The organism is Streptomyces sp. NPDC001381, assembly GCF_042895685.1.
GTDB lineage: Bacteria > Actinomycetota > Actinomycetes > Streptomycetales > Streptomycetaceae > Streptomyces.
On sequence record NZ_JBIAWO010000001.1, the window covers coordinates 81,617 to 99,634 of the forward strand.

The 18,018-nt window shown below is 71.6% G+C and carries 19 protein-coding genes; 9 read left to right on the top strand and 10 right to left on the bottom strand.

The window, feature by feature from the left end; all coding sequences use genetic code 11:
- Positions 1-141: 141 nt before the first annotated feature.
- The 5 genes from ACFY2L_RS00400 to ACFY2L_RS00420 all read right to left on the bottom strand — a co-directional run bounded on the left by ACFY2L_RS00400 (position 142) and on the right by ACFY2L_RS00420 (position 4,793).
- A complete protein-coding gene (locus ACFY2L_RS00400) occupies positions 142-1,047 on the bottom strand; it encodes an SCO1860 family LAETG-anchored protein (RefSeq protein ID WP_390821137.1) in 906 nt (301 codons plus the stop codon).
- A gap of 163 nt (positions 1,048-1,210) precedes the next feature.
- A complete protein-coding gene (locus ACFY2L_RS00405; protein WP_390821138.1) occupies positions 1,211-2,302 on the bottom strand; it encodes an amidohydrolase family protein in 1,092 nt (363 codons plus the stop codon).
- Positions 2,303-2,323: 21 nt separating this feature from the next.
- Entirely contained in the window at positions 2,324-3,115 is a 792-nt protein-coding gene (locus tag ACFY2L_RS00410; protein WP_390656092.1) for an amino acid ABC transporter ATP-binding protein, read from the bottom strand.
- Positions 3,112-3,945: an amino acid ABC transporter permease gene (locus ACFY2L_RS00415; protein WP_390821139.1), complete on the bottom strand. Its 834-nt coding sequence runs from the start codon at positions 3,943-3,945 to the stop codon at positions 3,112-3,114. Before ACFY2L_RS00415 ends, ACFY2L_RS00410 begins: the two co-directional genes overlap by 4 nt.
- Positions 3,942-4,793, bottom strand: coding sequence for a transporter substrate-binding domain-containing protein (locus tag ACFY2L_RS00420; RefSeq protein WP_390821140.1), 852 nt, complete (start codon positions 4,791-4,793; stop codon positions 3,942-3,944). The genes ACFY2L_RS00415 and ACFY2L_RS00420 overlap by 4 nt, the downstream gene beginning before the upstream one ends.
- A gap of 198 nt (positions 4,794-4,991) precedes the next feature.
- Between ACFY2L_RS00420 and ACFY2L_RS00425 the strand changes: the two genes are divergently transcribed.
- The 6 genes from ACFY2L_RS00425 to thpD all read left to right on the top strand — a co-directional run bounded on the left by ACFY2L_RS00425 (position 4,992) and on the right by thpD (position 10,125).
- Positions 4,992-6,092, top strand: a complete 1,101-nt coding sequence (locus ACFY2L_RS00425; protein WP_390656089.1) for a pyridoxal-phosphate-dependent aminotransferase family protein — start codon at positions 4,992-4,994, stop codon at positions 6,090-6,092.
- A 111-nt stretch (positions 6,093-6,203) separates the two neighbouring features.
- Positions 6,204-6,731, top strand: coding sequence for a DinB family protein (locus tag ACFY2L_RS00430; protein WP_390821141.1), 528 nt, complete (start codon positions 6,204-6,206; stop codon positions 6,729-6,731).
- A 247-nt stretch (positions 6,732-6,978) separates the two neighbouring features.
- Complete coding sequence (gene ectA / locus ACFY2L_RS00435; RefSeq protein ID WP_390656087.1) at positions 6,979-7,491, top strand: diaminobutyrate acetyltransferase; 513 nt, start codon at positions 6,979-6,981, stop codon at positions 7,489-7,491.
- Between the two features lie 34 nt (positions 7,492-7,525).
- Entirely contained in the window at positions 7,526-8,797 is a 1,272-nt protein-coding gene (gene ectB / locus ACFY2L_RS00440; protein ID WP_390656086.1) for a diaminobutyrate--2-oxoglutarate transaminase, read from the top strand.
- A gap of 13 nt (positions 8,798-8,810) precedes the next feature.
- Positions 8,811-9,230 carry an ectoine synthase gene (locus ACFY2L_RS00445; RefSeq protein ID WP_390656085.1) on the top strand — a complete coding sequence of 140 codons (420 nt, stop codon included), beginning with the start codon at positions 8,811-8,813 and terminating at the stop codon, positions 9,228-9,230.
- A gap of 7 nt (positions 9,231-9,237) precedes the next feature.
- Positions 9,238-10,125 carry an ectoine hydroxylase gene (gene thpD / locus ACFY2L_RS00450; protein ID WP_390821142.1) on the top strand — a complete coding sequence of 296 codons (888 nt, stop codon included), beginning with the start codon at positions 9,238-9,240 and terminating at the stop codon, positions 10,123-10,125.
- 25 nt (positions 10,126-10,150) lie between these two features.
- On the opposite strand, the gene ACFY2L_RS00455 is transcribed toward thpD, so the two are convergent.
- The 5 genes from ACFY2L_RS00455 to ACFY2L_RS00475 all read right to left on the bottom strand — a co-directional run bounded on the left by ACFY2L_RS00455 (position 10,151) and on the right by ACFY2L_RS00475 (position 15,021).
- Complete coding sequence (locus ACFY2L_RS00455) at positions 10,151-11,203, bottom strand: aminotransferase class V-fold PLP-dependent enzyme (protein ID WP_390656083.1); 1,053 nt, start codon at positions 11,201-11,203, stop codon at positions 10,151-10,153.
- A 95-nt stretch (positions 11,204-11,298) separates the two neighbouring features.
- Positions 11,299-12,015 carry a DsbA family oxidoreductase gene (locus ACFY2L_RS00460; protein WP_390656082.1) on the bottom strand — a complete coding sequence of 239 codons (717 nt, stop codon included), beginning with the start codon at positions 12,013-12,015 and terminating at the stop codon, positions 11,299-11,301.
- A 75-nt stretch (positions 12,016-12,090) separates the two neighbouring features.
- Positions 12,091-12,594 (bottom strand): GNAT family N-acetyltransferase, encoded by a 504-nt coding sequence (locus ACFY2L_RS00465; RefSeq protein ID WP_390821143.1) that lies wholly within the window; start codon positions 12,592-12,594, stop codon positions 12,091-12,093.
- A 243-nt stretch (positions 12,595-12,837) separates the two neighbouring features.
- The gene (locus ACFY2L_RS00470) at positions 12,838-13,446 is read right to left on the bottom strand and encodes a DUF1349 domain-containing protein (RefSeq protein ID WP_390656080.1); all 609 of its coding nucleotides are present in this window, start codon (positions 13,444-13,446) and stop codon (positions 12,838-12,840) included.
- A 45-nt stretch (positions 13,447-13,491) separates the two neighbouring features.
- Positions 13,492-15,021 (bottom strand): aldehyde dehydrogenase (NADP(+)), encoded by a 1,530-nt coding sequence (locus tag ACFY2L_RS00475; protein ID WP_390656079.1) that lies wholly within the window; start codon positions 15,019-15,021, stop codon positions 13,492-13,494.
- A 149-nt stretch (positions 15,022-15,170) separates the two neighbouring features.
- Between ACFY2L_RS00475 and ACFY2L_RS00480 the strand changes: the two genes are divergently transcribed.
- The 3 genes from ACFY2L_RS00480 (at position 15,171) to ACFY2L_RS00490 (ending at position 17,966) form a co-directional block, all read left to right on the top strand.
- Complete coding sequence (locus ACFY2L_RS00480; RefSeq protein WP_390821144.1) at positions 15,171-15,944, top strand: IclR family transcriptional regulator; 774 nt, start codon at positions 15,171-15,173, stop codon at positions 15,942-15,944.
- 25 nt (positions 15,945-15,969) lie between these two features.
- Positions 15,970-16,452 carry a GNAT family N-acetyltransferase gene (locus ACFY2L_RS00485; protein ID WP_390656077.1) on the top strand — a complete coding sequence of 161 codons (483 nt, stop codon included), beginning with the start codon at positions 15,970-15,972 and terminating at the stop codon, positions 16,450-16,452.
- A 65-nt stretch (positions 16,453-16,517) separates the two neighbouring features.
- A complete protein-coding gene (locus ACFY2L_RS00490; RefSeq protein WP_390821146.1) occupies positions 16,518-17,966 on the top strand; it encodes a peptidoglycan D,D-transpeptidase FtsI family protein in 1,449 nt (482 codons plus the stop codon).
- Positions 17,967-18,018 lie beyond the last annotated feature (52 nt).

An 18,018-nucleotide genomic window follows, 5' to 3' on the forward strand; every position in this document is an offset into this window, starting at 1 on the left:
CCGGCTCCCTCCCCCCACCCAGCAGCCGCACGCAAACCCGGTCACGCCACCGGGCCGCCGGCCGCCAGGCAGCGGCATCCGCTCCGGGGCGCCCACGGGGACGCGCAGGGTTCTTCCCCCGTCCGGCAGCCGCGCGCAGGGCTAATTGCGACGCCGGGCCGCCGCGATCACCGCCGCGCCGGCCGCCAGCAGCGCCACCGCCCCGCCCGCGAGGTAGCGGGTGAGCGGGCTGCCGCCGGTCCGGGCGAGGTCGGCCCCGGCGGGGGCGGACTGCGGCCTGACGTCGGCCTCGGGTGTCGCCCGCGACCCGGCCGGCTCCTCGGAGGCGGGCGGGGTCTCGCAGCGTGCCTCGGCCAGGGTCAGGGTGCCGGTGATCTCGGCGACGTTCATCTTCAGCGGGTTCACCCGGACGGTGAGCCGGAGAGCGGTCGCGGCGGCCGTGCGGGAGGTGACCTCACGCCGGGACAGGTCGAGCCGGACCTCGCCGACGCCGGGCACCTCGACTTCGACCGGGCCGCCGGCGCTCACCGAGACCTTCCTGCCGAACACCGTCACGGCGCCGGGCAGGGCGGAGGTGGCGACCGGGGTCTTCCCTGCCGCGCAGGTCGCCCGGGAGGTGAGCGCGTCGATCTCGATCAGGGAGAGCAGCGGCAGACCGGGGACGTGCAGCCGGGCGTGGGCGAGGCGGGTGGACGCCTCGGCCTTCGCGTCGTCGACGACGGCCTTCGCCTCCGCGACGTCGGCGCGCAGGACGCTGAAGGGCTGACCGCCGTCGACGCCGTCCAACCGGGTCGTCAGCGCGGTCTTCGCGGCGCTCCGCGGTGCCCGCACCTCGTTGAGGGCGACGGCGAGCGGCACCTCGGCTGCTTCGTCGACGAGGGCGACGTCGAGGCCGGTGCGCAGGACGGCCGCGCTCGCGCCGCCCCGGCCGTCGGCCCCGTGCGCCGGACCCGCGCCGGCGAGGGCGGCGGGGCCGGTGGCCAGCGCGGTGGCCGCCGCGACGACGGCGAGACGGCGTGCGGGCATGCGGACGTGCACGGTGCTCATGGGTGGGACCCCCAGAAGAGATGCTTCGGGACCCCGCAAGAATCGCGTACGAGGGGTGAACGGTCAGCGAGCTGACCGGAGTTCACCCCATCGTGAGATTTCCGCGCAGGCATTCGAATCACCCGGCACGCACGTTCCCGCGGCCACCGGGGCGACGGCTCCCTCAGCCCCGGACCTTCCCGTTCACGACCACCCGGCGAGGTGCCGCGAGCACGCGGACGTCGGCGCGCGGGTCCGCCTCGTAGACGACGAGGTCGGCGGGGGCGCCCTCGTCGAGCCCCGGGCGCCCGAGCCAGGCGCGCGCGCCCCACGTGGTCGCCGAGAGCGCCTCCCGGGGCGGGATCCCCGCCGTCACCAGCTCCGCCACCTCCGCGGCCACGAGGCCGTGCGGAAGGGTGCCGCCCGCGTCCGTGCCGACGAAGACCGGGATGCCGGCGTCGTACGCGGACCGGACGGTGTCGTAGCGGCGCTCGTGGAGCCGGCGCATATGGACGGACCAGCGCGGGAACTTGGCCTCGCCGTTCGCCGCGAGCCGCGGGAAGGTCGCGATGTTGACGAGCGTCGGCACGATCGCGACGCCGCGCTCGGCGAACAGCGGGATCAGGTCCTCGGTCAGGCCCGTCGCGTGCTCGATGCAGTCGATGCCCGACTCGACGAGGTCGCGCAGGGAGTTCTCGGCGAAGCAGTGCGCGGTGACCCGGGCACCGAGGCGGTGCGCCTCGGCGATGGCCGCCTCGGCCGCCTCCCGGGGCCAGCTGGGGGCCAGGTCGCCCACCTCGCGGTCGATCCAGTCGCCGACCAGCTTGACCCAGCCGTCGCCCCGCCGGGCTTCCCGGGCGACGTACGCCACCAGGTCGGCGGGCTCGATCTCGTGGGCGTAGCCGCGGATGTAGCGGCGGGTGCGGGCGATGTGCCGGCCGGCCCGGATGATCTTCGGGAGGTCCTCGCGCTCGTCCACCCAGCGGGTGTCGGAGGGCGAGCCGGCGTCGCGGATCAGCAGGGTGCCGGCCTCCCGGTCGGTCAGTGCCTGCTTCTCGGCGACGTCCGCGTCCACCGGGCCGTCCGGCCCCAGGCCCACATGGCAGTGGGCGTCGACGAGGCCGGGCAGCGCCCAGCCCGTCACGCTCCGCACGTCGCGGGCGCCGACGGGACGGTCGTAGGAGATCCGGCCGTCGACGACCCACAGCTCGTCGCGGATGTCGTCGGGTCCGGCGAGGACCCGGCCCTTCACGTGCAGCACCGCCTGATCGCTCATGTACCGCACCCTAGTGACCGGCTAGTCGCTCCCGCCCACCTGGTCGGAGGTCTCCTCCTCCACGTCCGCCATCGCGGGGTCGAGCAGGCGGGAGAGGAAGTGGCGGGTGCGTTCGTGCCGGGGGGCGCCGATGACCTGGGCGGGGGTGCCGTCCTCGACGATCACTCCGCCGTCCATGAAGACGACCCGGTCGGCCACCTCGCGGGCGAAGGTCATCTCGTGCGTGACGACCATCATGGTCATGCCCTCGTGCGCGAGCATGCGCATGACGGCCAGGACGTCCCCCACCAGCTCCGGGTCGAGCGCCGAGGTCGGTTCGTCGAACAGCATCACCTCGGGCCCCATGGCGAGCGCCCGGGCGATCGCGACCCGCTGCTGCTGGCCGCCGGAGAGCGAGGAGGGGTAGGCGTCCGCCTTCTCGGACAGGCCCACGCGCTCCAGGTTCTCGGCGGCCACCTTCGCGGCGGTCGCCCTGTCGCGCCGGAGCACCCGGCGCTGCGGGAGCGTGAGGTTCTCGGTCACCGACAGGTGCGGGAAGAGGTTGAACTGCTGGAACACCATGCCGATACGGCGGCGTACGGCGTCGATGTCGACGTCCGGGTCGGTGACCTCGGTGCCGCCGACGAAGACCTGGCCCTTGGTCGGCTCCTCCAGGAGGTTGACGCACCGCAGCAGGGTCGACTTGCCCGAGCCGGACGGCCCGATCACACAGACGACCTCGCCCTGGCCGATCTCCAGGTCGATGCCCCGCAGGACCTCGTTGGCGCCGAACGACTTGTGCAGGTCCCTGACCTGGATCTCCGGTCGGCTCATCGCACGGCCTCCTGGGCCTTGGCCTCCATGCGGCGCACGACGAAGCCGAGCGGGATGGTCACCAGCAGGTAGCACAGCCCGGCGACCAGGATCGGCGTGGAGTTGGCGGTCTGGCTGGCCAGGTCGCGCCCGTACTTGGACAGTTCTCGCTCCTCCAGGGTGACCCCGAGGAACAGCACCAGCGAGGAGTCCTTGAACAGCAGGACCAGCTCGTTGGTGAGCGGCGGCAGGATGATCCGGAACGCCTGCGGGATGATGATCGAGACCATGGCCCGGGCGGGCGAGAAGCCCAGCGAGCGGGCCGCCTCCAGCTGCCCCTTCGGCACGGCCTGGATACCCGCGCGGATCGTCTCCGCCATGTACGCGGCCGCCACCAGGCCGAGCGCGAGGGCGACCTTGCCGTAGGTGCCGCCGACGATCTCCGTGCCCGGGAAGGCCAGCGGGACGGCCACGCCGATGAAGATGAAGATCAGCAGGGCGGGCAGACCGCGGAAGATCTCGATGTAGACGCCGGCGAACCAGCGGTAGGGCCCCACCGACGACAGCCGCATCAGCGCGATCACCATGCCGAGCACGAGTCCGACGGCGAAGCCGGACAGCGTGTACAGCACGGTGTTCTTCAGCGCCAGCGTGATGACGTCGGGGAACATCTGCCGCGCGATGTCGCCCTGGGCGAACTGGTTCTTCAGCCGGTCCCAGTCGGCCGAGACCGCGAAGGCGATCACGGCCGCGACGAAGACGACGTACTGGGCGCCGCGCGAGAGCCGCCGCTTCTGGCGCCTGGTCAGGCCCTTCTTGCGGGGCTGGAGGTCCACGCCGGTTCCGGTCATGACGCGGAGGGCGACGCGGCCGACTCGTCGTAGGGGCCGATCCACTTCTCGTACAGCTTCTTGTACGTGCCGTCGGCCTTCGCGTCGGCGAGCGCCTTGTTCACGGCGGCGAGAAGCTCGGTGTTGCCCTTCTTCACCGTGAAGCCGTACTGCTCACCGGTGTTGAGGTTGTCGACGACCTTGAAGGCGTCGGCGTTGGCCTTGTCCTTCAGCCAGCCCTGGACGACCGGGTAGTCGATGATCACGGCCTTGACCTGCCCGGTGCGCAGGCCGTTGAGGACGGCGTCGGAGGACTCGAAGGAGACCGGGTCGAAGCCCTGGCTCTTGGCGTAGTCCTCGCCGGTGGTCTGGGCCTGGGCGCCCAGCTTGACCTTCTCGGACTTCACCTCGGCCAGGGAGCCGACGCCGGCGTCCTTGTCGACCAGGACGGCCTGGGTGGCGTCGAAGTACGGGTCGGAGAAGTCGACGTTCTTCTTGCGCTCCTCGGTGATGGTCATGCCGGCCGCGGCCAGGTCGCACTCGCCGGAGTTGAGGAACGCGCCGGTCTTGAAGTTCTCGAAGGGCGTGTCGAGGATCTGCTGCTTCACGCCGAGGTCCTCGGCGACGAGGTCGATCAGCGAGACGTCGAAGCCCTGCACCTTGCCGTCGATCTCCGACTGGAAGGGCGGGTAGGGCAGGTGGGTGCAGGTGGTGAGCCGGCCGGCCTTGACGAGCTCGACCCCTCCCGCCGCGGTCTTGGAGCCGCTGCCTCCGCCGTCGCTGGAGGTACAGGCGGCCACGAGCATCAGCCCGGCCGTCGCGGTGGTGGCGGCCAGGATGCGGGTCCGTCGCCCGGGGAGCGTGTTCACGGCGGGCCTTCCTGTAAGGGAACTGTGGGTTCCGATTATAAGGAGAAGTTTGGGTGTCTCAAACCAATCCGATGGCTGCGAGGCGGTCTGACCTAAGAAGTCATCGCCGGGAGTGGGGGGCGGTAGTCGGAAGGGTCGTGCGGGGTCTGCCGGTTACTCTCGTGACCTCTACCCCCTGAGTGAAGAGAGAGCACCGCCGTGACGCACCCGTTCCTGGACCTGGCCCCGCTGAGTGCCGCTCGCTTCGCGTCGATCGAGGACCGGGTCGCGCGGCTGCTGGGCACCGAGCAGGACGTCGTGATCATGCAGGGGGAGGCGCTGCTACCGCTGGAGGGGGCGATCCGGGGGACCGCCGGCCCCGGCACGACCGCGCTGAACGTCATCACCGGCCCCTACGGCCAGACCTTCGGCGACTGGCTGCGGGACTGCGGCGCCACGGTGATCGATCTGGCGGTGCCCTTCCACACGGCCGTCTCGGCCGCGCGGATCCGGGACGCCTTCGCCGAGCACCCGGAGATCGACTTCGTCTCGCTGGTGCACGCGGAGGCGGCGACCGGCAACACGAACCCGGTGGCCGAGATCGGCGAGGTGGTGCGGGAGCGGGGCGCGCTGTTCTACCTGGACGCCGTGGCCTCCGTCGGGGCCGAGCCGGTGCTGCCGGACGCGTGGGGTGTGGACCTGTGCGTGATCGGCGCCCAGAAGGCGATGGGCGGGCCCGCGGGCGTGTCGGCGGTGTCGGTGAGCGAGCGGGCCTGGGCGCGGATGGCGGCCAACCCGAGGGCGCCGCGCCGCTCGTACCTCTCCCTGCTGGACTGGAAGGAGCGGTGGGTCGACGGGGGCCGCGCGGCGCTGCCGCACGCACCGGCGCAGCTGGAGATGCTGGCACTGGAGGCGTGTGTGCGGCGGATCGAGGCGGAGGGGCTGGACACCGTGATGGGCCGGCACGCGGCCGCCGCGGCGGCGACCCGCGCGGGGGCGGCGGCGCTGGGCGGGGGGCTGGAGCCCTACGTGTACGAGGCGGCGGAGGCGGCGCCGGTCGCCACCACGCTGAGGGCGCCCTCGGAGGTGCCGGCGTCGGAGCTGGTGGCCCGGGCGCTGGCGATGGACCCCGCCCTGCCGCTGGCGGCGGGCGGGGGCGCACTGGCCAAGGAGATGATCCGGGTCAACCACTACGGCGCGGCCGCGGCACCCGGTGCGGTGCGGGGCAGCCTGGTGGCGCTGGGCGCCGCGCTGGCGGAGAAGGGGCTGGACGTGGACGTGGCGGGAGCGCTGCGCGCGGCGGAAGAGGCGTGGGCGTAGCCCTTGCTCCCCGGGACCACCACCCCGGGAGCACCGTCCCGGGACCCCGCCGACAGCACCCCGGGACCCTGCCGTCGGGGCTGTGCCGACGGCGCGTGACATGCTCGCCGGATGAGCAACGACACGCCCCAGAAGCTTCCCGACGGCCGCCCGGTCCCCCTGCTGACCGGTGAGGAACTTCCCATGCTGGAAAGCTGGTTGGACTTCCACCGGGCCACGCTGGAACTGAAGTGCGCGGGGCTGGACGACGAGCAGGTGCGGACGGCCTCGGCGGCGCCGTCCGCACTGACCCTGCTCGGGCTGGTCCAGCACCTCGCCGAGGTGGAGCGGAACTGGTTCCAGCGGGTGTTCGCCGGTCTCGACGTGCCGCTGGTCTTCGAGGAGGAGACCGGGTACGCCCTGCACCCGGAGCGGGGGCTCGGCGAGGCCCTGGACATCTGGCGGCGGGAGGTCGCGCGGGGTCGCGAGCTGATCGCCGGGCGGTCGCCGGAGGAGACCGGGCGGATCACCGACGGGCCGATGGCCGGGGCCGTGGTCAGTCTGCGCTGGGTGCTCATTCACCTCGTCGAGGAGTACGCCCGGCACAACGGTCACGCGGACATTCTCCGGGAGCGTATCGACGGGGTTATCGGAGCCTGAATTCACCGTTACTCATTCAATTCCGCTCCAGGATAGCTTTCCCAAGTTCTTCTGCCCGGATCGCCCGCGGTTAAACGCAGAAGATTTCCGACCGATTACATGTGCGTGACGCATTGCACAAGCGAGCCGTTATGCGGCTTTTGACCCGCCACAAAAGCCGCATAACGGCACCTGGCCCCAGGGGCACCACGGAATCCCCACGCCCTCTCCATGCGTTTTTGAATTTCGCTGGGTAAGTTCCTTCCGCATGACTGCCGCACAAGCAGACCTCCGCATCGACCGCCCCTCCGTGGCGGACGGGGCCGCACTCTGGCGTATTGCCAAGGAATCCGGAAACCTGGATCTGAACTCGTCCTACAGCTATCTGCTGTGGTGCCGCGACTTCGCCGGCACCTCGGCCGTGGCGCGCGCCGAGGACGGCACGCCGGTCGGCTTCGTCACCGGATACGTACGGCCGGCGGAGCCCCACACCCTGCTCGTCTGGCAGGTGGCCGTCGACGCCGCGTACCGGGGCCGCGGTCTCGCCGCCGCGCTGCTCGACGGGCTGACGGCACGGCTCGCCGCCGAGCGTCCGCTCACCGCCGTCGAGACCACCATCACGCCGGGGAACACCGCCTCGGAGCGGCTGTTCACCTCGTACGCCGCCCGGCACGGGGCGGACGTCACCCGTGAGGTGCTGTTCGGGGCCGGACTGTTCCCGGACGGACCGCACGACCCCGAGGTGCTGTACCGCATCGGCCCCCTCTCCCCCGCCCGCTGACCCCTCCCTCCCCCACACCGAGGAGCGATTCGTCGTGACCATCACCCAGCCCGATCTCAGCGTCTTCGAGACCCTCGAGTCCGAGGTGCGCAGCTACTGCCGCGGCTGGCCCGCCGTCTTCGACCGTGCGCAGGGCAGCCTCATGTACGACGAGGACGGCCACCGGTACCTCGACTTCTTCGCCGGCGCCGGGTCCCTCAACTACGGCCACAACAACCCCGTGCTGAAACGGGCGCTGATCGACTATCTGCTGCGCGACGGGGTCACCCACGCCCTCGACATGTCGACCGTCGCCAAGCGGTCGTTCCTGGAGACGTTCCAGGAACTGGTGCTGCGGCCGCGCGACCTGCCGTACAAGGTCATGTTCCCGGGGCCGACCGGCACCAACGCGGTGGAGTCCGCGCTGAAGCTGGCCCGCAAGGTGAAGGGGCGCGAGGCGATCGTGTCGTTCACCAACGCCTTCCACGGGATGTCGCTGGGCTCGCTCGCCGTCACCGGCAACGCCTTCAAGCGGGCCGGGGCCGGGATACCGCTGGTGCACGGCACGCCCATGCCCTTCGACAACTACTTCGACGGGACCGTCCCCGACTTCCTGTGGTTCGAGCGGCTGCTCGAGGACCAGGGGTCCGGGCTCAACAAGCCCGCCGCGGTGATCGTGGAGACCGTGCAGGGCGAGGGCGGGATCAACGTGGCCCGGCCCGAATGGCTGCGCGCCCTCAAGGAGTTGTGCGAGCGGCAGGACATGCTGCTGATCGTCGACGACATCCAGATGGGATGCGGGCGCACCGGGGCCTTCTTCTCCTTCGAGGAGGCCGGGGTCACGCCCGACATCGTCACCGTGTCCAAGTCCATCAGCGGGTACGGCCTGCCGATGTCGCTGTGCCTGTTCCGGCCCGAGCTGGACATCTGGGAGCCGGGCGAGCACAACGGCACCTTCCGCGGCAACAACCCGGCCTTCGTGACGGCGACGGCCGCCCTGGAGACGTACTGGGCCGACGGGTCCGCGATGGAGAAGCAGACCCGGGCGCGCGGCGAGCAGGTGGAGCAGGCGCTGATCTCCATCACCGAGGAGAACCTCGCCGATGTGAAGGAGTACCGGGGACGCGGTCTGGTGTGGGGCCTGGAGTTCCACGAGAAGGAGCGGGCGTCGCGGGTCGCGCGGCGCGCCTTCGAGCTGGGGCTGCTGATCGAGACCTCCGGTCCGGAGAGCGAGGTCGTCAAGCTGCTCCCCGCCCTGACCATCACCCCGGAGGAGCTGGACGAGGGGCTGAGCATGCTCGCCCGTGCCGTCCGCGAGACCGTCTAGCAGAGAGGGACCCATGATCGTCCGTTCCTTCAAGGACATCGAGAACACCGACCGGCATGTGCGGGCCGCGTCCGGCACCTGGGAGAGCAAGCGGATCGTGCTCGCCCGGGAACGCGTCGGATTCTCCCTGCACGAAACGATTCTGTACGCCGGCACCGAGACGTCGATGTGGTACGCCAACCACATCGAGGCCGTGGTCTGTGTGGAGGGCGCCGCCGAGCTCACCGACCACGAGACCGGGAGGACCCACTCGATCACTCCCGGGACCATGTACCTCCTGGACGGCCATGAGCGGCACACGCTGCGTGTCCTGGAGGACTTCCGCTGCCTCTGTGTGTTCAACCCGCCCGTGACGGGCCGGGAGGACCACGACGAGAACGGCGTCTATCCCCTGCTCACCGAGCCCGAGCTCACCGAACCCGAGGAGGTGTGACCGTCACATGACCACCGTCACCGATCTCTATCCCACCCGCGGCACCAGCGAGGTGTCCGTCCCCCGCCAGGACCCCGTCGTCTGGGGCTCCCCCAGCACCCCGGGCCCGATCCCGGCGGCCGGTCTCCAGGCGTACGAGCGCGACGGCTTCCTCTCCGTCGAGCAGCTCATCAGCGACGACGAAGTCGCCGTCTGCCGGCGGGAGCTGGAGCGGCTGGTCGCCGACCCGGAGATCCGGGCGGACGAGCGGTCGATCGTCGAGCCCCGCTCCAAGGAGATCCGCTCCGTCTTCGAGGTGCACAAGCTGAGTCCGGTGTTCGCGGCCCTGGTGCGCGACGAGCGCGTCGTCGGGCGGGCCCGGCAGATCCTCGGCTCGGACGTGTACGTCCACCAGTCGCGGATCAACGTCAAGCCGGGCTTCGGGGCCGGCGGCTTCTACTGGCACTCCGACTTCGAGACCTGGCACGCCGAGGACGGTCTGCCGAACATGCGGACGGTGTCGGTGTCGATCGCGCTGACGGAGAACCTCGACACCAACGGCGGCCTGATGATCATGCCGGGTTCGCACCGGACCTTCCTGGGCTGCGCGGGCGCCACGCCCGAGGACAACTACAAGAAGTCCCTGCAGATGCAGGACGCGGGCACGCCCTCGGACGAGGCGCTGACCGCGCTGGCCGGCCAGCACGGCATCCGGCTGTTCACCGGCCGGGCGGGCTCGGCCACCTGGTTCGACTGCAACTGCATGCACGGCTCCGGCGACAACATCACGCCGTACCCGCGCAGCAATGTCTTCATCGTGTTCAACAGCGTGGAGAACACGGCCGTCGAGCCCTTCGCGGCCCCCGTGCGGCGGCCGGAGTTCATCGGGGCGAGGGATTTCACCCCGGTCCGGTGAACCACGGCCGCCCGGCCGCGGGCCGTCAGCCCGAGAGCACGTCCAGCAGGCGGTCGACGTCGGCCGGGGTGTTGTAGAGGTGGAAGGAGGCGCGCAGGTTGCCCGCACGGTCGGACACCTCGATGCCCGCCTCGCTCAAGGCGGGCTGGCGGTGGCCGAGTCCGGGCACCGAGACGATCGCGGAGCCGGGCGAGGGCACCGGCTCGTGGCCGAGGGCCGCGAGTCCGGTGCGGAAGCGGTCGGCGAGGGCCAGGTCGTGGGCGCGGACGGCGTCCACGCCGAGTTCCTCGACGAGTTCCAGGGAGCGGCGCAGGCCGGCGTAGGTGAACAGCGCGTGGGTGAGGTCGAACCGCCGTGCGGAGTGGGCGAGTTCGGTCACGGGGCCGTAGCAGCTGTCCCAGGGCCGCTCGCCCGCGACCCAGCCCGCCAGCACCGGCGTCAGTCCGCCGAAATCCTCCGGGACGACGAGGAACGCCGCTCCGTGCGGGCCGAGCAGCCACTTGAAGCAGACCGCGGCGCTGTAGTCGTACGCGCCGGCGTCCATCGCGAGCCAGCCGGCGGCCTGGGAGAAGTCGACGTAGGTGCGGGCTCCGTGCTCCCGGGCCGCCTCGCGCAGGGCGGGCAGGTCGGCGATCCGGCCGTCGGCGGACTGCGCCGCGCTGACCGCGACGAGCGCGGTGCCCGGGCGGACGGACTCCGCGATCCGCTCCAGGGGCACGGCGCGCACCTTGAGGTCGCCGCGGACGTGGAACGGGTTGAGGACGGACGCGAAGTCGTCCTCGGCGGTGAGGACCTCCGCGCCGGCGGGCAGGGAGGCGGCGATCACCGCGGTGTGGGCGGCGACCGAGACGCCGGCCGCCACCCGCTCGGCCGGCACGCCGGCCAGCCGGGCGTAGGCGGCACGGGCCGCCTCCACGTCGGCGTACAGCGGGCCCAGCGGCCGGCCGTCGGCCCGCAGCCGGACGGCCTCGTGCAGGGCCGCCACGGCACGGGCCGGCAGCAGGCCGTTGCTCGCGGTGTTCAGGTAGGTGTTCTTCGGGGTGAACTCGGCGCGGACGAGGCTCTCGAAGGTCTCCATGCCTCCACTGTGGGGCCCGCGGATCTCCCCGTCCATTGCTGATTTCTTCGCGGTAGTGCCAAGCAACGCTTATAGATCCGCTCCGGCCTGCGCGTTCAGTGCTGCGGCACCGCGCACCCGTCCGGCCCGCACGCCTGCGCGCCGCCCTCGTCGATCAGCGTCAGCGGGGAGCGGTCGCCCCAGGCCCGGGTGAGGGCCTGGGCGAAGACCTCGGCGGGCTGGGCGCCGGAGACGCCGTAGGCGCGGTCGAGCACGAAGAAGGGCACCCCGTTGGCGCCGAGCTGCGCGGCCTCGCGCTCGTCGGCGCGGACGTCGTCGGCGTACGCGGCCGGGTCGGCGAGCACCGCGCGGGCGGCCTCGGCGTCCAGGCCGGCCTCGACGGCCAGCTCCACGAGCCGTTCGTCGCCCTCGGTGAACAGGGACCGCTCCTCGGCGAAGTTCGCCCGGTAGAGAAGCTGGATGAGCGCGTCCTGCCGGCCGTGCTCCTTGGCGAAGTGCAGCAGCCGGTGCATGTCGAAGGTGTTGCCGTGGTCGCGGCCCCGGGTGCGGTAGTCGAGGCCCTCGGCGGCGGCCTGCGCGCCCAGGTTCTCCTCACCGGCCTGCGCCTGCGCCTCGCTCATGCCGTACTTCCGCGTGAGCATCGTGATCACCGGCTGGACGTCGCCCTTGGCGCGTCCCGGGTCGAGCTCGAAGGAACGGTGCACGACCTCGACCCGGTCGCGGTGCGGGAAGGCCTCGAGCGCCTTCTCGAAGCGGGCCTTGCCCACGTAGCACCAGGGACAGGCGATGTCCGACCAGATCTCGACGCGCATGTTCTCGGCTCTCTCCAGCTCGTACGGGGACGAAGGCTCCCTCCGCCGAGTGCATGAACGTTCAAGCAGCGGGGTTCATTCCCCGCTCACGGAGAAGCGCAGGAACAGGTGGTGGTCTCCCTCGGCGGGCGGGTTCTCCGGGTCCGGGAACCAGCCCTGACGTGCGTAGAAGGCCTGGGCGCGGCGGTTGTCGACGTGCACGTCGAGCACGGCGGTACGACGGCCGTCCGCCCGCCACTGCTCCACGCACGCCGTGTGCAGGGCCGCGCCGACGCCGGAGCGCCAGTGATCGGGGTCGACGTGGAACTGGAACAGCTTGACCGTCTCCGCACCGGTGTCCTCCGGCACCCGGAAGGAGGCGAGGCCGACGATCCTGCCCTGCTCGACGACGCAGAGCACGGTGCCGTCGGGCCGCTCGATGGCCGTGCGCCAGGTGGCGAGCCAGTCGGTGCCGTCCTGCGGGGTCCCCTCGGGATAGTAGGTCGCCCGGGCGCGCGCGTGCAGCGCCGCGACGGCCTCGGCCTCGGCGGGCACGACGGTACGGATCACCCGGCCTGCGGGGGTGCGGTGTGCGATCATGCAACGAAGGACGGGGAGGCAGCCGTTCCGGTTCCCCGCCCCCCGGTCCCCCGGCCCCCGTTCCGGGCTTAGGGGGTGTTTCGAAAGTCCTGTGCGGTGCCCGCGGTGTCCGGTGCGTGCCCTCGGCGTGCCGGCCGAAGGCCCTCGTAGCGGAGCTACTTGGGTCTTCGGCCGGTGCGGCGAGGGTGCGTGCCGGGCGCCGCGGGTGCTGTGCGGGACTTTCGAAACACCCCCTAGGGGCCCCTAGCTGCCGTCTCTGAGGTCGTCCGGCCAGCTGTCCCGGAACTCGATGTGGTCGTACGTCACCACACAGCCCTCCCCCATCGGCGACTGGGTCATGAAGCCGACCAGGGCGGCACCGGTCTCCTTCTCCTCGCCCAGGGTGAACAGCCGGACGAAGGTCCAGCGACGGCCGTCACGGGAGGCGTGGAAGGCGAAGGCGCGGCCGGTGCGGCTCACCCGCAGCCAGACCGAACTGCCGTCCACGGTGAAGGAGTTGGCGTCGTCGGAGTGTCCCCGGGTGACGACCGTGCAGACGGTGGCCACGTCCGGGGAGTACTCCAGACAGAGCTTGGCCCAGGCCCGTTCACCGACGTGGACGTACAACACCCCCGCGTCGAAGGCCCAGTTGAAGCCGACCGTGACCCGGGCGATCAGCTGGAAGTCGCCCTCGGGCGCCCCGAGCAGCCGGGGCGCGTCGGCCGCGGGCTCCAGCCCCTCCCCGGTGGGCGGCACGAAGCGGTCCTGCCGGGGGCCCGCCCACCCGGTGAGCACCCCGTCCTCGTGGGACCAGTGCCCGTCGGGCCCGTAGGTACGGAGGGGGAAGGGGAGTTCGGGAAGCTCGACGTCCATCCTCAGAGTTTCCCAGTCCCCCCTTCTCCCCGTGCCACTCGGGGGTCAGCGTTCGAGGCGGTTGTCCAGGCGCCGCGGGAGGCCGAGCGGGTTGTCGTCGCGCAGCTCCGGCGGGAGCAGGGCCTCGGGGGCGTTCTGGTAGACCACCGGCCGCAGCCAGCGCTCGATGGCCGTCCCGCCCACGGAGGTGGACGTGGAGGTGGTCGCCGGGTACGGGCCGCCGTGGTGCTGGGCCGGGGCCACCGCGACACCGGTCGGCCAGCCGTTCACCAGGACCCGGCCCGCCAGCGGCGTCAGCTCGGCGAGGATCTCCCCGCCCCGGCCCTGTCCGGCGGCCTCGTCGTCGGAGAGCTGCACGGTCGCCGTGAGGTTGCCCGGCAGCCGCGACAGAACGGCCTTGACCTCGCCCTCGTCCTCGTAGCGGGCCACGACGGTGACCGGGCCGAAGCACTCCTCCAGCAGCAGGTCGTGCTCGCCCTCGGCGGCCAGCCGGGCCGCCGGCACCGTCAGGAAGCCCGCGCTGACGGTGTGCTCCCCGCCCGCGCCGGGCGTCACCGGCGACTCGACGTCGGGAAGCTCCGCGCGCTCGGCGACCCCGGCGATGAAGTTGTCCCGCATCCGGTGGTCGAGCAGGACGCCGGCCTCGGTGTCGCTGACCGCGTCCGTGAGCGACTTGACCAGCCCGTCACCGGCCGCGCCGGAGGGCACGAGGACCAGCCCGGGCTTGACGCAGAACTGGCCGACGCCCAGGGTCATCGATCCGGCGAGCCCGGCGCCGATGGCCTCCGCTCGCTCGGCGGCGGCCGCCTCGGTGACCACGACGGGGTTCAGCGACCCCAGCTCGCCGTGGAAGGGGATCGGCACCGGCCGGGCCGCCGCCGCGTCGAACAGCGCGCGCCCGCCCCGGATGGACCCGGTGAAGCCGGCCGCGGCCACCAGCGGATGCCTGATCAGCTCGACGCCCGCCTCGAAGCCGTGCACGAGACCGACGACGTCCGCCGGGATGCCGTGCGCGGCCGCGGCCGTCCGCAGCACCTTGGCGACCAGTTCGGACAGCGCCGGGTGGTCGGGGTGCGCCTTGACGACGACGGGGTTGCCGGCGGCCAGCGCGCTCGCGGTGTCGCCGCCGGCGACGGAGAAGGCGAAGGGGAAGTTGGACGCCGAGTACACGGCGACCACCCCGAGCGGCACCTTGTAGCGGCGCAGGTCCGGGACGGGCGGGGTGGCGGTGTCGTCCGGGTGGTTGATGACGACGTCGAGGAAGGCGCCCTCGTCGACGATGCCGGCGAACGCGCGCAGCTGGTAGCAGGTGCGGGCGAGCTCGCCGTTCAGCCGTACCGGGCCGAGCGCGGTCTCGGCGTCGGCGACCTCGACCAGCTGGTCCTTGGCCGCCTCCAGCCTGTCCGCGGCCGTGCGCAGGAAGGCCGCGCGGACGGTGCGGTCGGCGAGGGAGTCCCGGACGGCGTGCGCGGCGCGGACCACGGTGTCCACCTCCTGGGCCGTGGCCTCCACCGCAACCTGTTCACGCTGCTTCCCGGTACGGGGGTCGACACTCCAGACTGGTGCTGCTGCCACCGCGGGTCCCTCCACGCTTGCTTACTGGCCACGTCAGGTACTGGCTCATCCACCAGGGATGTTCGATATACTGAACAGCGTCTCTCATGGTGAATATGCTGTTGGAGACTATAACTTCAGCTTCTCGTCGAACGAAGGGGTCAAGGGCGATGTCGGCTGGCGAGACGGGGGGCGGGTCCCAGGTCAAGTCCGCGGTGCGGACGGTTGAGCTGCTCGAATACTTCGCCGGTCGCCCCGGCATGCACTCCCTCGCGGCGGTCCAGGAGGCCGTCGGCTACCCCAAGTCGAGCCTCTACATGCTGCTGCGCACGCTCGTGGATCTGGGCTGGGTCGAGACGGACGCCACCGGCACGCGGTACGGCATCGGCGTGCGGGCGCTGCTCGTCGGCACCTCCTACATCGACGGCGACGAGGTGGTCGCGTCGGCCCGGCCGACCCTGGACCGGCTCTCGGACGACACGACGGAGACCATCCACCTGGCCCGGCTCGACGGCACGAACGTCGTCTACCTCGCCACCCGCCAGTCCCAGCACTACCTGCGCCCCTTCACCCGCGTCGGCCGCCGGCTGCCCGCCCACTCCACCTCCCTGGGCAAGGCGCTGCTGAGCACCTACACCGACGAGCAGGTCCGCAAGATGCTCCCGGAGACGCTCCCGGCGCTCACCGAGCACACGATCACGGACCGCGAGAAGCTCATCGAGGAGCTGCACCAGGTCCGCGAGCAGGGCTTCGCCGTGGACCGCGAGGAGAACACCCTGGGCCTGCGCTGCTTCGGCGTGGCGATCCCGTACCGCACCCCGGCCAGGGACGCGATCAGCTGCTCGGTGCCGGTGGCCCGGCTGACCCCGGCGCACGAGCAGCTGGTGAAGGACGCCCTGTTCGACGCGCGGGACCGGCTGACGCTGGCGACCCGCCGGCTCTGAGCCGGACGGACGTAGGCTCTGGGGCATGGAGATCGCCCTGCGCCAGGTCCACGACAGTGATCTGCCGGTGTTCTACCGGCAGATGAACGACCCCGAGGCCCTTCGGATGGCCGCGTTCACCCCGGAGGACCCCGCCGACCGAGCCGCCTTCGAGGCCCACTGGAAACGGGTCAGGTCCTCCGCCCTGGTGCGTACGGTGCTGGCCGACGGGGACGTCGTCGGGCACGCGGCGGTCTACGGCGAGCCCGGCGAACGCGAGGTCACGTACTGGGTGGACCGCGCCTACTGGGGGCGGGGCGTGGCGACGGCCGCACTGCGCGCCCTGCTCGCCGAGGTGCCGGAGCGGCCCCTGTACGCGCGGGCGGCGGCGGACAACGCCGGCTCCCTGCGGGTGCTCGGCAAGTGCGGGTTCCACCTGACCGCGCGGGCCACGGGGTACGCAGCGGCGCGCGGCGAGGAGATCGACGAGGTCGTGCTGCGACTGGAGGACCGGCTTCCGCCCCGATGAACATACGATGAGAAAGCCGGGCGGAGGGAACGGTCCCGTTCGCCCCGTTCGTCTTCCTGATCGCAATGAACAAGACGATCAGGCGCGCCTCGGTCTTCGCGCTGCTGCTGGTGTTCGCCCTGCTGATCCGGGCGACCTGGGTGCAGTTCTACGAAGGCCGGGCACTCGCGGACGACACGGACAACCGGCGCAACGCGATCGAGACGTACGCGGAGCCGCTCGGGAACATCATCGTGGCCGGGAAGGCCGTCACCGGCTCCGCCGCCACCTCGGGCGGCGACCTCAGATACAAGCGCACGTACACCGACGGCGAGCTGTACGCGGCGGTGACGGGCTACGCCTCGCAGGCCTACGCCCCCACCCAGCTGGAGGGCATCTACGCCGACCTGCTCAACGGGACGGACAGCCGGCTGAAGACCGTGATGGACACGGTCACCGACCAGCGCGCCGACCCGGGCGACGTGATCACGACGATCGATCCGGACGTGCAGAAGGCGGCGTACAAGGCGCTCGGTGACAAGAAGGGCGCGGCGGTCGCGATCGATCCGACGACCGGCAAGATCCTCGCGGTCGTGTCGACACCGTCGTACGACCCGTCCTCGCTCACCGACGCCAACACCGCCGGCGCGGCCTGGAAGAAGCTGAACGCGGACTCCGACAAGCCGCTCGTCAACCGGGCGCTGCGGCAGCCGCTGGCACCGGGTTCGACGTTCAAGCTGGTGGTGGCGGCGGCCGCGCTGGAGGACGGGCTGTACTCCTCGGTGGACGAGAAGACGGACAGCGAGGACCCGTACACGCTGCCGGGCACGCGGACGGTGCTGAAGAACGAGAACACCTCCGCGCCCTGTGAGAACGCCTCGATCCGGGTGGCGCTGCAGTACTCCTGCAACAACGTGTTCGCGCACATGGCCGTGCAGCTGGGGCAGGACAAGCTGAAGGCGATGGCGGAGAAGTTCGGCTTCAACGACGACAGCCTGGACGTGCCGGTGCGGGCGTACCCGAGCGTGTACCCCTCCGGCATGGACGAGTCGTCCACGGCGCTGACCGGCATCGGCCAGTTCGACGTGACCGCGACCCCGCTGCAGATGGCCATGGTGTCGGCCGCGATCTCCAACGGCGGGGAGCTGGTCTCGCCGCACATGGTCGCGCAGATCACCGACAGCGGCGGTGACGTGCTCGCGGACTACGACGACGAGGCGTCCACCACACGGATCGTCAGCTCCTCCACCGCCGAGCAACTGCAGTCGGCGATGCAGACGGTGGTCGAGAAGGGGACGGGCACCAACGCGCTCATCGACGGCGTCACCGTGGGCGGCAAGACGGGCACGGCCCAGAACGGCGAGAACAACAGCAAGGCGCCGTACGCCTGGTTCACGTCCTACGGAAAGACGGACGGCAAGGAGGTGGCCGTGGCGGTGGTGGTCGAGCAGTCGGACGCGGCACGCTCGGAGGTCAGCGGGAACGGGCTGGCGGCACCGGTGGCGAGGGCCATGATGAAGGCGGCGCTGAGTTAGGGCCTGCCGAGGGACACGGTGAACTGCGCGACCGGCCACGACGAAACCCGCG

Coding starts and splice junctions, on each gene's coding strand:
- ACFY2L_RS00430 (WP_390821141.1), top strand. CDS start 6,204: ATGAGCAACGACACGCCCCAGAAGCTTCCCGACGGCCGCCCGGTCCCC.
- thpD (WP_390821142.1), top strand. CDS start 9,238: ATGACCACCGTCACCGATCTCTATCCCACCCGCGGCACCAGCGAGGTG.
- ACFY2L_RS00410 (WP_390656092.1), bottom strand. CDS start 3,115: ATGAGCCGACCGGAGATCCAGGTCAGGGACCTGCACAAGTCGTTCGGC.
- ACFY2L_RS00470 (WP_390656080.1), bottom strand. CDS start 13,446: ATGGACGTCGAGCTTCCCGAACTCCCCTTCCCCCTCCGTACCTACGGG.
- ACFY2L_RS00485 (WP_390656077.1), top strand. CDS start 15,970: ATGGAGATCGCCCTGCGCCAGGTCCACGACAGTGATCTGCCGGTGTTC.
- ACFY2L_RS00405 (WP_390821138.1), bottom strand. CDS start 2,302: ATGAGCGATCAGGCGGTGCTGCACGTGAAGGGCCGGGTCCTCGCCGGA.
- ACFY2L_RS00480 (WP_390821144.1), top strand. CDS start 15,171: ATGTCGGCTGGCGAGACGGGGGGCGGGTCCCAGGTCAAGTCCGCGGTG.
- ACFY2L_RS00445 (WP_390656085.1), top strand. CDS start 8,811: ATGATCGTCCGTTCCTTCAAGGACATCGAGAACACCGACCGGCATGTG.
- ectA (WP_390656087.1), top strand. CDS start 6,979: ATGACTGCCGCACAAGCAGACCTCCGCATCGACCGCCCCTCCGTGGCG.
- ACFY2L_RS00490 (WP_390821146.1), top strand. CDS start 16,518: ATGAACAAGACGATCAGGCGCGCCTCGGTCTTCGCGCTGCTGCTGGTG.
- ACFY2L_RS00455 (WP_390656083.1), bottom strand. CDS start 11,203: ATGGAGACCTTCGAGAGCCTCGTCCGCGCCGAGTTCACCCCGAAGAAC.
- ACFY2L_RS00400 (WP_390821137.1), bottom strand. CDS start 1,047: ATGAGCACCGTGCACGTCCGCATGCCCGCACGCCGTCTCGCCGTCGTC.
- ACFY2L_RS00465 (WP_390821143.1), bottom strand. CDS start 12,594: ATGATCGCACACCGCACCCCCGCAGGCCGGGTGATCCGTACCGTCGTG.
- ACFY2L_RS00460 (WP_390656082.1), bottom strand. CDS start 12,015: ATGCGCGTCGAGATCTGGTCGGACATCGCCTGTCCCTGGTGCTACGTG.
- ACFY2L_RS00415 (WP_390821139.1), bottom strand. CDS start 3,945: ATGACCGGAACCGGCGTGGACCTCCAGCCCCGCAAGAAGGGCCTGACC.